Raw genomic sequence first — 12,914 nt, forward strand, 5'->3', positions numbered from 1 at the left:
AGGAAGCTTGGTCGCCCCACTTTGCAGGAAAAGGCAAGGTGGGGCGACCCGATTAAAAAAGGAACCCTTCGACTATCGGGCACAAGAAGAGACTATCTGAGCCGAGCCACCTCAGGACATACCGGTCTTGCAGTAATGCGCGACAAAATCGGCATGCTTCGGCAACTTCGCGACTTGGTGTCGGGTCTGGTTACGAATCGTATCAAGAAAGTCTTTGAGCTCACCGTCGCTCATCATATCGACGATTGGATGATACTCCTTTGGAATCACCCCCTGGCCGACAATCACCTGAATCCAAGAGCTCTCCCCGAAGAGTTCACCGGCTTGCTTGAAAACGTGCCCTCGCTGCTCGAACAGATCAAGCCTATGCTGCAGGCTATCGGGTATCGGCATGCTGCGACAGTAACGCCAGAAACTACTGTCCTGCCGATCAGTCACGTGATAGTGCAACACAATAAAATCTCGGATCGTTTCAATTTCTGCGGCGGTCTGGCGGTTGAACTCTTCAATATCCGCAGCTTTACAACCATTTGTTGGGAACAGTTGAAGCAGTCGAATAATACTGCGCTGAATCATATGAATACTGGTTGACTCCAGTGGCTCAATAAAGCCACTCGAAAGTCCAATCGCAACACAGTTTTTATTCCAATGCTTGCGCCTTGTACCGGTGCGAAACTTGATTGCACGAGGTTCTGTCAGAGTCTCGCCGGAAATATTATTCAGAAGCAATTGCTTCGCGGCGTCATCATCGAGGTACCGACTACAATAGACCAACCCGTTGCCAACGCGATTTTGAAGGGGAATTTGCCATTGCCACCCTGATTCATGAGCAATTGACCGAGTGTACGGCACAGGTTCGCCCTTGGAGGTAGTCTGCACTGCAAGCGCCCGATCACAGGGTAACCAGTGCGTCCAATCCAGATAACCAGTGTGCAAAGCACCTTCGATCAGCAACGCACGAAATCCAGTGCAATCTATAAATAGATCCCCTTCTATACGCTCGCCACTATCAAGCGCGAGGGCCGATATATCGCCGGACTGCGGATCAAGCTGCACACTCTCAATCTTCCCTTCGATACGCGTTACGCCATGACGTTCAGCGAGTTCTCTTAGATACTTAGCGTATAGTGTGGCATCCAAATGATAAGCGTAATTCCTATCGCGATTGGTTTGCACCGCGAAGCGTTCCTCACGGGCGGCCAAGTGCTCGAAACAGTAATCACCAATTTCGTGATCAATGCCTAAATCCAATCCGCGGCGCCAAAAATGTTGAAAACCTGCAGCCCAGCAATCCTTACCCGGGTATCCAAAGGAGTGCAGATAATCTTTACCGACATCGTGCCAGCTTTCAAAATTAATCCCCAACTTGAAGGTGGCATTTGTTGCCGCCATTACTTCAGATTCTTTCAGCCCCAGTAATTGGTGGAACACGTGAAGAGTAGGGATTGTTGCTTCACCAACCCCAACCGTGCCAATCGCATCTGACTCTACCAAGCGGACATCCAGATGCTTGCCAATCAACTTGGAAATCGCTGCGGCAGCCATCCAGCCTGCAGTACCGCCACCGGCGATAACAACTCGCTTCACCATCTTGGACTCCCTCATTAATACATTCATTTATTCGTCGAAATCACAAATAGGACATTTTCACTGAAGCCGCTTAAGGAGTTCAGCCCTTAGCGTGGCTGCCGCTTTTTCACCAAGCGGCTCCTGTGTGTAGCCACGCGCACTCGCCGGAATATGCTCCGGTCGCTGAGGTTTCGCATCAAAAACATAGTAGTCAAACACAGCCTTCCAAGCAGATCGAAGACCTGGAGACAAATCATTCATGCTGAGCAAAGCATGCATCAATGCAGAAGAAGGAGACCCGTTATATGCTGGCGAATCACTCCACCAATGACTGTAAAGAACATTCAGATCATCTAGCCCCTCTACGTGGTGCCACCACATTCCTGGAATAATCAGCGAATCACCAGGATTCAATGTCACGACCAGCGCTTCAGCAAGCGCCTTTCGAAAGTTCGGAAATTTTTCAAAATCCGGATTGCGAAAATCAACCATGCTAATTTCTTGGCCACCTGGCGCAAACCCTAGTGGTCCAGGATACAGATTCTCTATTTGTTCCGGCGGGAACAGGATAAATCGGCGACGCCCGGCAATGTTACAGGCTAAATTTTTCGGGAAATCGTAGTGTGCCGCTATACGCGTGCGATTACCTAACCAAAGAAAACCAATCGGAGAAAAATCCTCCAGTCCAGATGGATTTTGATCCGCAAACCCGGGGAACCAGCGCCGTACATCGGTAGATGCCATGTACAGTGTCGGCGGCAACGGCTCACTGGCACTCTCAAGAATTTCCTGTAGCAGCTGCCGCAAGTCACGATTTTGCCCGCGGAAATTAAACCCATCGACAGCATCGTTGTAGAACACACGACCTTCTATTTCCGCTCCACCATAGGCAGCGTTAATAGGTGCCCCGCTATAGAATTCGCATAAATATGCGGCCGCATGCCGAGCAGATTGTCGACAAGCCTCTACTGCAGGCCAATGCTCACAAGCGCCCCGCAGTACGAGCGGTCGATCCGCGTTGAGAACCGCCTTAGGGATTTCGCCTACTCTGTAATCTGACACTTCCTCTACTGGCTGCAGGGCAATATCAGAAAGACAGGGATCCTGCCTACTCACGCGGCAGATACCTGCTTGTTCTTCGCCGCAAGCATCTTCATTACATTTGAATGAGAAGCCAGCACCATGTATATGGATGCCAGATACCCTTTAGCATGCAGTTCAGCCAAGGCTTCTCCGTCGAGCTGGCCAAGCTTATCTTCATTGATCGTATGTAACCCAACCAGCTGATGCTTATCGTTATTTTCGAGTTGCACTTCTAAAGTAAAACTTTCAAGTAATTCATGCCGTTCCAGGGCGCCCATAAAATCATCTGCCTGGCCCAACCCGTGATGTATAGCATCAAGCATATCGGCAACCTTATCCAAATAAGGTGAATTACCGCCGAACTCCATAAACAAGCGCTCGCCACTGTCCGAGTTGACTCGAGGGTTGTCCATATCGATATGAATCACACGCTCAACTCGCTCTTGACCATCAACAGTAACTTTTTGGTGACCAATCAAAAATGGTTCCCGCTTGATTGATAATGGAATATAAGGAACGGTCCAGCGATCACCTTCCAGGAACAAGTTTTCACCTTCCCGCAGGCCGAGCAGGGCTATTGCAAGAAAGCGACCGGTCTCTGCATGCTTTTGAAAAAAGATCGGGTAGTAGGCCTGAAGCGTTCGAAACTCCAGAGGGAACGTTAATGCGAACCACGTGTTATCACCGTAGGCTTCAGATCTATCTGTAATTACCCGCAGATCTTTGTGCTCATCGATATTCAACATTACCGGGCGTGTCATGGCCTTTCTCCTCTCATGCGCTTACAGCGCCGCATTCACTGCGACGTCTCGAATCTTATTAATTAACTGTCGATTACTGGGCAATGTGCGCAGCAGTCGCTCTCGATTATTTTGATTTTCAAAAAATGTTTTCTTTGCATCCGGCTCCGTAGGTCGTCGCAGTCCCCAGGGCAGGCTGCAGCTTTCGAAGCCCATGCCATAAAGTATGTATTGGTAGCTAGCTGCTGGGAAAAGCTCATCCGCGTAACCGACACAATCTCGCCATGGGGATCGGCATTTCCAAGTAGCCAGTGTCTGTTGCAGGGTTTCGGGAACACTCGAACTTGCACGATGGTCGCACCAATAAGTTGTCTCATTGCGCTCCGATAGCACGTAATGCAGCTTCAGAAAATCGATAATACGCAACCAGTGATGATGCATCTTATTGTTAAATTGGTTTTCCACGACCTTCATTACAGAACGAGTGGGAGGAAGTTGCTCTGCGAGAAATTTCGCACTCTGCTCGACCAACACAAGCGCTGAAGCCTCAAGTGGCTCAATAAAACCCGCGGCCATACCGACCGCGACACAGTTTTTATGCCAAAACTTTCGGCGAAAGCCTGGGTTGAAGCGAATTTTGCGTATTTCCAGAGACGCGACAGACTGACCATTCAGGGCCGGTGCGATATATTGCCGAAGGGCGTGCTCCGCCTGTGCCTCATCCGCATGGGCACTGGAATAGGTGTAACCAACGCCACGGCGTGTTGGCAAACCAATGTCCCAAATCCACCCGGCACCCTGCGCGGTAGAATGCGTGCAGGACGCAATGGGGCTTTCGGGATCCAAATACGGAACCTGTACCGCGAGCGCGGAATCATTGAAAAGTATCGAACGCTGCTCCATCAATTCAATGCCATAGTATTTGCCAAGCAAAAGGCTGGCAGAGCCACTACAGTCGATGAACAGGTCACCATGAATTCGCGCTCCGGACTCAAGCTTTAACGCCGAAACGTAATCGTTGGAGTCACTTTCGACCGCTACTATTCGGTCTTGCCTGTGCGTCACCCCCAATTTTTCCGTGCAATGGCGACGGAGAAACTCGGCGAATTTCCCTGCATCCAGGTGATAGCCGTAATTGAGTGCAAACGAATATTCAGGGGTGGAACTTAGTTTCGGAGCCAAATCGTGTCGGCTGATCTCTGCCTGCGGACAAAAAGCGTCAGCGAATGAGATCTTATCCCTAATTTTTTGCCACTGTTGAGATGGATCAAACCGGTCAAAACCTGCTGGTGCAGTAAACGGGTGAAAATATTCGTCCTTTCGACCAGACGCACTATCGTGCCGCCAACCGATGAAACGCGAGCCCTGCTTGAAGCTAGCATCGCACTCTCGGATAAAGTCGTATTCCGAAATGCCCATTCGCTTCAGCGTAGCCCTCATGGTTGGCCAGGTACCCTCGCCGACACCCACTGTGGGCACATCTGGTGACTCGACCAAAGTAATGTTGAGTTCATGATTGCCAACAAGGTACTCGGCAGCCAACACACCGGCGGTCAACCAGCCGGCGCTACCGCCCCCAACTATGACAACTTCTTTCACCAAGTCTTTCGTCTGCTCGATCATTTCACTTACCGCACGACTATTCACATTGGCCGTAAACAGAAAAGCCGCTGAAATTCAGCGGCTTCCCTGCTACTTCTTGCAAATCAAATCAGATTGCTGTTTTTAGAAGGCATAGCGAGCGCCGAACTGCCAGCGCGCGCCACCCTCGTAAACACCCAACACCTGACTTGAGGAGCGACCGTAAACCCGGCCATACTCTTCAGTCACGTTCAGACCTTCGAGGAATACTTCGAGACCTTCAACCTGCTGTACCTCATAGCTCACATTCAGATCAACCTGACTGTAAGCTTCGGTGAATTGCGGGTTCGCGCCAGTGTTTTGGCCGCGAGAAGACAAGAAGTCATCACGCCAGTTATAAGCAACACGGGCCTGCAAACCATTCTTGTCATAGAAGGCTACCAGGTTAGCTGTGTCACTGAGACCAATCATTGCTTCTTGGTCAACCAGCTGGAACGGGTCGTATTCATACTTGGAGTCGACGATGGTGTAGTTCGCTACCACACCGAAACCGGTGTCGCCGAACATGTGCTGCACAGAGAGTTCAAGCCCATCCAAGGTATCTTTGTGATCACCGTTACCTGGCACACTCAGATCAAACAGGATCGTCGGGTCTTCCGCAGGATTACCGTAGATGATGCCACCATCTACATCCACGTAGGGGTCGCTGGCAAAGTTAGCGAAGATGTAGTCACGAATCTCCACATTACCTTGAGCACCCGCATCCACGGCAGCCTGATAACGCGCACCATTGATCGGGGTTGCGATACCAAATACATCAACACCTTCTGAGGTCGCAGATGAGATGAAGTTGCTAATACGCTTGTTGAAGTAACCGATAGAAGCGTAGCTACCTTCGTCGTAGTACCACTCCAACGACAGATCAAAGTTGGTAGATTCGGTCGGGAGCAGCGCCGGGTTACCAGAAGAGCCACTACCACCATCTTCGCGCGCCAGCTGACCCACCACGGTGCCACCTTTGATGGAATCGTAATCCGGACGCCCAATGGTTTCGCTCGCCGCCAAACGCAGGACCAGATCGTCCTTCAGGTTGAGGCGGAAGTTAGCGCTCGGCAGCACGTAATCGTAATCAGCGGTTTGACTCAGGAAGCCGGTACCAGCCGGGTTCAAAGAAAGTTCATTCGCTGCAACCCAAAGCACTTCGTCATAGACCGGGGAGGCGGCCTTGGAGTCCACTTCGGTAGTCTCATAGCGCAGACCAACGTTCAGGTCATAAGGCATACCAAACATTTCGGACTGGAAGTTGTACTGAGCAAACGCTGCCGCGCTGGTTTCCACGGTAGTGCGGTCAGTCGCATTGGTGTAATCGGTAGAAGCACAGAACTGAGTGCCACAATCACCGATCAGGCTCGGCCACAGGTCGCCACCATACAGGTCCTCTGCGATCGCGCGAACGGTCACGAAGTCCCAATCGAAATAGGTGTTGAGCGGCTCGGCGCCACCGATTTCGGAGAAATCACCGCCGGCACTGTCAAACTTGTCCTGAATGCTTTTCGCAGTGAACAGTGCATCGTCAAGATCGCTCGGATCGCCAGCACCAGCCCATGCGTCACGCTGCACAACCGCCATCTGCGAGTGATTGCTCACTTCCTGCAAACTGATACCGAAGTCGATGTCGCTGCTCTCGTTCAGCTCGAAGTTACCACTGAAGCGATAAGCCTCGATATCGGAACGATCGCGAGAGTTGGTGAATACGCTGCCGGTTACTTCCATATCGGAGGCCTGGACCTCGTTGCCACCACCGACAGAAAGCATCGGGCGCTCACCGGTAAAGTCGGTAATTGCGCTGGTACGCACAAATGCAGTGGTAGACAGCAGTGCGGAAGAGCCCCAAGGGCTGTCTGGACGACGCTCGGCATCGGAGAAGCTCGCATCAAACGCCAGAGACAGGCGGTCATTTACTTGCCACTCGGCATTCAGGCCCAACGCCTGACCGCGATGCGCTTCGGCGCTTACACCAGCACCCATGGACAGATCAGCCGGCGCAGCTGGGTCATAGTATTCGGCGTAAATGATCGGTGTAGCGATCGGACCATCGGTCCACACATTTTCGGACGCGCCGAAGTTGTACCAGGCTGAGATATCATTGAACTCTTTGGTGATATCGTTGGCGTAGTACATGTAGTCTACGGTCGCAGTGAAATCGTCAGTCGGTGCCCACTGCAACACCAAGGAGCCATTGGTACGCTTGCGCTGCTGCTCTTCAAACTTGTAGCCAACGGCCTGCGGTACAGAATAGATATCACCTTCGCCAGGACGGTTTACCTGATTCTCCTGGGGCACACCGCCCCAATCAGCGGTACCACCCGCCCAGTCCTGGTCTACCCAGCCAGGGAAGCTACGCCAACCTTCGTTTACGGTAGCAATAGCTGCGCCACTCTCACGCTCAGCAACGCTTGCAGAGATAGCCACGCCTACCTTGCCATCAGCAAAGGTATCCGAGTAGAAACCCGACATCTCAGGAGTAATACCTGAATCGTCGGAAGACTGATCCGCCACGCCTTTTGCAGCAAACTGCAGGCGCTGCTCACCAATTTCCAGAGGACGAGCAGTCAGCAAATCGATAGTGGAGCCAATACCGCCGCTCGGCGCCAGCGCATTGCTGCTTTTGGCAACCAGCACACCGTGCACCATCTCGGAGGCGATATTTTGGAAGTCAAAGGAGCGGCCACCAGTGGTACGCGCCAGCTGACGACCATTCAGGGTCACTAGGTTGAAATCAGGGTTGATACCGCGAACGGTTACCTTGCTACCTTCACCATTTACACGGTCAATAGATACACCGCTAATCCGCTGCATGGATTCCGCGAGGTTGGTATCGGGAAACTTACCAATGTCTTCTGCGGAGATGGCGTCAACAACGCCCTGGGCATCGCGCTTGATATCAGCGGACTTTTCCAGGCTGCCGCGGATACCGACTACGACTACCTCTTCCAGAGCAGAGTCTGGAGTTTGTTCAGCCTGCGCCAGCAGCTGGCCGCTGAAACCGGCCATGGTAGCTACCGCTGCTGCGATGGATTTCTTCTTGAATCCGGTCATTTTATTCATGGAGTTGTCTCCCCCATCGTCACGTCATTTTCGTTATTGATTTCGCCAGGGTGGGCACCTCGAGACCTCGATAGGTTAACCCGATCTGGCGCAAGGCTATACTCTCGCCGGCCACTTAATCGGGTCGTCCCACCTTGGGGAATTGGGGAAAAATGGACTATCCCACCTTAAAAAATGCAAAGCGGGAACAAAAATAACTTTATAAATCAATAAGTTATAAGGGAGTGGCGATTATATCGAAAACAGATCAAAAAACAACCAGGCGCGTGTATCTACGGACTTGAGAACGCGACGGTCACCCTTTAACCGCACCCGCGGACAAGCCCGCCACCAAATACCGCTGTAGAGACAGGAACAGCAAAATAACCGGCAGGGAGACCAGGATGGAGCCCGCCGCAAAGTAGCCCCACTCGGAAGCGTAATCGCTGACGAAGAAGCGCAGCCCAACGGGGACCGTGTAGAGGGATTCGTCGTCCATAAAAATGGAGGCGAGGATGAATTCGTTCCAGGCGGTCATAAAGGCGAAGAGACCGGTGACCGCAATGGCCGGGCGTGCCAGCGGCAGGATGATGCGGATAAATATGGTCCAGCGACTCGCCCCTTCCAGCAAAGCGGACTCTTCGATCTCGTAGGGCAAGGTGTCGAAGTAACCCTTCAGCATCCACACGCAAAACGGCAGCGCGGTGATCGCGTACACCAGAATCAGGCCCAGCCAGGAATTCCCCAATCCCAGCCATTGCACCACGATGACATACAGCGGAATCAGCATGAGCACCGCGGGGAACATCTGCGAGATCAGAAACAGAGTCAGTCCGCGCTGGCGCCCGGTGAAGCGAAAACGGGAAAAGGCATAGGCGGCACTACAACTCAGGGTCAGGCCCACCAGTGTGGTCGCCAGGGCGACCACCAGGCTGTTGCCAATCCAGCGCAGGAATGGCTGCTCGGTCAGCACTGCGCGAAAGTTGTCGAGGGTCCACTGCTCCGGCAATGGGATCAGGGCCAGCAACTGCTGCCCGAGACTGGCATCTTGGGGTAACTGCACCAGGGTCAGCGACTGCTGCCCGGAGAAGGCGAGGCTCACCACCCACAGCAATGGGTAAACAACGATAAGCGCGGAGAAGATCAGCAACGCGAACCGCCAGCTGAAGATATCCCGCAGCGCCCGCTTCACCGGGGCCGCTCTGCCTTCGCGCAGCCGCTCAATCATGGTGTTCATCGCACCACCTCCATGGTCCGACTCATCCGCATCTGCCATACCGCGTAACAGAACAGCAGCGCGAGGATCACGATCGAATAGGCGGCGGCGTAGGCGTACTGGTACTTTTCAAAACCGATGCGGAACGCCTTGGTGATCAGGATATCGTTGGCCCCGGCGGGAGCACCGTCGCTCACCAGGTAGATCACGTTGAACATATTGAAGGTCCACACCACCGACAGGATCACCGCCGGAATCAGTACCGGCTTCAGCAGCGGCAGGGTGATGGAGCGAAACTGGAACCAACGCCCGGCGCCCTCCACCCGGGCCACCTCATACAGCTCCCGCGGGATCGACTGCAGGCCACCGAGAATCACCACCATCATAAACGGGATGCTCAACCACACATTGGTGACCACACCAGTGAAAAAGCTCGCGCCGATGGAATCAAACCAGGCCACCGGGGCCACCCCCAGCACTTGCAGCCCCTGGTTGATCACCCCAAATTGCGGGTGAAACATGCCCTTCCACACCAGCGCGGTAATGTAGTTGGGGATGGCCCAAGGCAGTATCAGCAGCAGGCGGAAGGCATTGCGGCCAAAGATCGGTTTATCCAGGGCCAGCGCCATGACCAATGCCAGCCCCACGGCGAGGATAACGTTGCTCGCGGTCCACAGAATGGTGATTAACAGCGTCCAGTAAAAATTGTCGAAATCCAGACTGCGCTCACCGTCCTGCCCACGCCACAGGTCAAAGTCCCCGAGGATCGCAGCGTAATTGTCCAAGCCGACAAAGCGTGACCACAGCGGGGTGTGCTCGTTGAACACCGTGGTATCGGTAAACGACAAAATCAACCCGTATAACAGTGGGAAGAACACCAGAACGAGCATGCCGAGCATGGCGGGCAGGATGTACAGATAGGCCGTGCGATTGGCGTGCCAGGTGGCCATCAGTCGCCGCCGGTACCGCGCCCAGGCCCACAGCGCAGCCAGCACCAGCGCCACGGGGATCAGCCACAGCCAAGCGGGCATCTGCTGTGGGATCTCACTACGCTGCCGGGAGCGCTCCAGTCGCGCAAGGTCGCCCTGCAACTGGCGCTGCAGCAAATGCATTTCGGCTTCCGGTTGCGCCGCGCCCTTGACCACTTTTTTCAGCAGGTTTTTCAGCGGCACCCACACCAGGGTCATGGCCGGAAGATTGGGAATCGGCACCGCCTCTTCCAACTGGCGCCGGAATGCCATGGCCGTGTCATAGTTGGCGATGCGGGGGTGTGCGAAGGCGCGGGTATTTGCCGGTAACTGCCCACCTTGAATGGCCATTTTTTCCGCGGACTGGCGGCTGGTAAGGAATTCCATGACCGCAACCGCCGCCGCAGGGTTCTTCGAGCGAGAAGAGAGGAATAATCCCTCCACCGCCACCCAGGGTGCCAGCGGCCGGCCGCTTTCGCTGTTCACCGGCAGCGGCACCACGCGATAATTTACCCCGGGGTCAATCTCACCCAGCATCCATGGGCCGCTGATCACCATCGCCGCACGCCCCTGGTTGAACAGGCTGGTGACCAGGGTGCTGCTGGGTTCTTCCGGCAGAATGCGTTCTTCGCGCGCCCAGCGCACAAGCATTTCAACAGACGCAATATTGCCCGGGCTATCCAAAGCCAGGCTTCCACCGCGGCTGAACGGCCCCGGGCCGAAGCTGTTCATCAGCATGCCGTGGAAAAACGGCTCGGTATACATATACGCGAGGCCGAAACGCCCCGCGTTGCGATCGGTGTATTGGCGGGCGATGGCCACCATTTCGTCGGTCGTCGCGGGGGCGCTCGCCACCAGGTCGGTATTGAGGATCAGCGCCGGGCTTTTGAAGGCCAGCGGCAGGCCGTACAGCTCGCCCGCAAAGGTCATCGCGTCGACCAAGTTGGCCGGGAAACGCTGGCGCAAACGCTCACTGACATAGCGGTCAATCGGGGCGACCGTATACCCGGCACTGGCCCAGCCGCCGAGGCGGTCGTGCGCAAAGACAAACAGATCCGGGCCCTGCCCCCGCGGCAGGGCGGCAGACAATTTATCGGCGTAACCACCAAAGGGCACCGCCAGGGCATTCACCTGTATTTCGCTCTGGCTGCGGTTGAAGTCCTCGATGAGCTGCTCAAAGGCGGCGCGTTCTACGCCGCGGTACCCATGCCACAGGGACAGGGTTTCCAGGGCTTGCACCTTGCCGGCCAGCATCAGCAGCAAAAGCAGCCGCAATAGAAACAGAAAGTACTGTGCGCCACGCCGCTTCAGCACTGACTCACCCCGGCTTTAGCGTTCCCTGCGCGGATACGCTGTTGGCTCGCACCATCAAACAGGTAGAGCGCGGCGGGGTCGAAGGCGAGTTCGAGTGCATCGCCAAGGGAGAATGCGCGCAGCCCGGCCAATCGCGCCACCAGCTGCGCAGAACCGACGCGCAGGTGCACCAGCATTTCCGCCCCCAGGCTCTCCACCAGTTCGATATTCCCGGTAAGCCGCGGCCAGTTGGCGGGCGCGCTGGACGCATACACCAGTTTCTCCGGGCGCAGCCCCAACAGCAGTTCCCGGTTGAGCCCCTGCAGTTGCGCGTGCGGCAGCGTGAGCAGGTCGCAACTCAGTTGCCGGCCATCGTTTACCACCTGCAACAGGTTCATTGGCGGCGACCCCATAAAGCCCGCGACAAAGGTATTGTCCGGGTCGTTGTACAGTTCCAGCGGCGTGCCCACCTGCATCAATTCACCGCCATTCAAGATGGCTATGCGGGTGCCAAGGGTCATGGCCTCCACCTGATCGTGCGTGACATAAACCGAGGTGGTACCCAGCTGGTGGTGCAGGCGGTGAATCACGCCGCGCATTTGCACGCGCAGCTCTGCGTCGAGGTTGGACAGGGGTTCGTCGAACAGGAATACCTGCGGGTCGCGCACCATGGCCCGCCCCAGCGCCACGCGCTGATTCTGGCCACCGGACAACTGTCCTGGTTTGCGGTGCAGTAAGTCGGAAAGCCCGAGCGTTTCCGCCGCTTCCTGCACCCGCCTTTCGATGCCGAGCTTGGGGAAATTACGCACGCGCAGGCCAAACGCCATATTCTCGAACACGCTCATATGCGGGTAGAGGGCGTAGTTCTGGAACACCATGGCGATGTCCCGGTCTTTGGGAGGAAGGTCGTTGACCCGATGGCCACCAATATACAGGTCACCGGAAGAAATCGATTCGAGACCCGCGATCATGCGCAGGGTGGTGGACTTGCCGCAACCGGAGGGGCCGACCAGCACCATCAATTCGCCATCGCGGATTTCCAGGTCGAGTCCCGGTACCGTCGCTGGACCATCGTCGTAGCGCTTGCTGACTCCACGAAACTCAATATTGGCCAATGGCTCGGGCCTCTCTCATCGTCGCCACTCCTGTTTATTATTGTCTTTTTATGGATGGCAGTTCCGTCTACCTGACATCGATTGTGCCTGAGAATAGCGCCCACGTCTTCTGATTCGTAGCGCCGACGGACCACTCCGTTTTTGCTGAACTTCTGACCCAGAAACAGCCTCCAACGGACAACTTCTCCGCCAAGACGACACAATAAAGACCAGCCAGTCACATGAGTGATGAGAGTCCGTCATGCAGCCTACGAGTAATTTC

8 protein-coding genes are annotated in these 12,914 nt (G+C 54.8%); all 8 read right to left on the reverse strand.

Annotated elements, in window-relative coordinates:
• Nucleotides 1–111: 111 nt before the first annotated feature.
• Nucleotides 112–1,590, reverse strand: a complete 1,479-nt coding sequence (locus tag KUV22_RS16460) for a tryptophan halogenase family protein (RefSeq protein ID WP_261319651.1) — start codon at nt 1,588–1,590, stop codon at nt 112–114.
• Between the two features lie 57 nt (nt 1,591–1,647).
• Nucleotides 1,648–2,685: a cupin-like domain-containing protein gene (locus KUV22_RS16465; protein WP_222232874.1), complete on the reverse strand. Its 1,038-nt coding sequence runs from the start codon at nt 2,683–2,685 to the stop codon at nt 1,648–1,650.
• Nucleotides 2,682–3,413, reverse strand: a complete 732-nt coding sequence (locus tag KUV22_RS16470) for a SapC family protein (protein WP_222232875.1) — start codon at nt 3,411–3,413, stop codon at nt 2,682–2,684. Before KUV22_RS16470 ends, KUV22_RS16465 begins: the two co-directional genes overlap by 4 nt.
• A gap of 21 nt (nt 3,414–3,434) precedes the next feature.
• A complete protein-coding gene (locus KUV22_RS16475; protein ID WP_222232876.1) occupies nt 3,435–5,015 on the reverse strand; it encodes a tryptophan halogenase family protein in 1,581 nt (526 codons plus the stop codon).
• Nucleotides 5,016–5,117: 102 nt separating this feature from the next.
• On the reverse strand, nt 5,118–8,081 hold the full coding sequence (locus tag KUV22_RS16480) for a TonB-dependent receptor (protein ID WP_222232877.1): 2,964 nt from the start codon (nt 8,079–8,081) through the stop codon (nt 5,118–5,120).
• 295 nt (nt 8,082–8,376) lie between these two features.
• Nucleotides 8,377–9,297, reverse strand: coding sequence for a sugar ABC transporter permease (locus tag KUV22_RS16485; RefSeq protein ID WP_222232878.1), 921 nt, complete (start codon nt 9,295–9,297; stop codon nt 8,377–8,379).
• The gene (locus KUV22_RS16490; protein WP_222232879.1) at nt 9,294–11,558 is read right to left on the reverse strand and encodes an extracellular solute-binding protein; all 2,265 of its coding nucleotides are present in this window, start codon (nt 11,556–11,558) and stop codon (nt 9,294–9,296) included. Before KUV22_RS16490 ends, KUV22_RS16485 begins: the two co-directional genes overlap by 4 nt.
• Entirely contained in the window at nt 11,552–12,652 is a 1,101-nt protein-coding gene (locus tag KUV22_RS16495) for an ABC transporter ATP-binding protein (RefSeq protein WP_222232880.1), read from the reverse strand. Before KUV22_RS16495 ends, KUV22_RS16490 begins: the two co-directional genes overlap by 7 nt.
• Between the last annotated feature and the right edge of the window lie 262 nt (nt 12,653–12,914).

The organism is Microbulbifer agarilyticus, assembly GCF_019800665.1.
GTDB lineage: Bacteria > Pseudomonadota > Gammaproteobacteria > Pseudomonadales > Cellvibrionaceae > Microbulbifer > Microbulbifer agarilyticus_C.

What these genes read in the sequence shown, in the direction of transcription:
- KUV22_RS16470 (WP_222232875.1), bottom strand. Translation starts at nt 3,413, where the DNA reads ATGACACGCCCGGTAATGTTGAATATCGATGAGCACAAAGATCTGCGG.
- KUV22_RS16475 (WP_222232876.1), bottom strand. Translation starts at nt 5,015, where the DNA reads ATGATCGAGCAGACGAAAGACTTGGTGAAAGAAGTTGTCATAGTTGGG.
- KUV22_RS16480 (WP_222232877.1), bottom strand. Translation starts at nt 8,081, where the DNA reads ATGAATAAAATGACCGGATTCAAGAAGAAATCCATCGCAGCAGCGGTA.
- KUV22_RS16485 (WP_222232878.1), bottom strand. Translation starts at nt 9,297, where the DNA reads ATGAACACCATGATTGAGCGGCTGCGCGAAGGCAGAGCGGCCCCGGTG.
- KUV22_RS16460 (WP_261319651.1), bottom strand. Translation starts at nt 1,590, where the DNA reads ATGGTGAAGCGAGTTGTTATCGCCGGTGGCGGTACTGCAGGCTGGATG.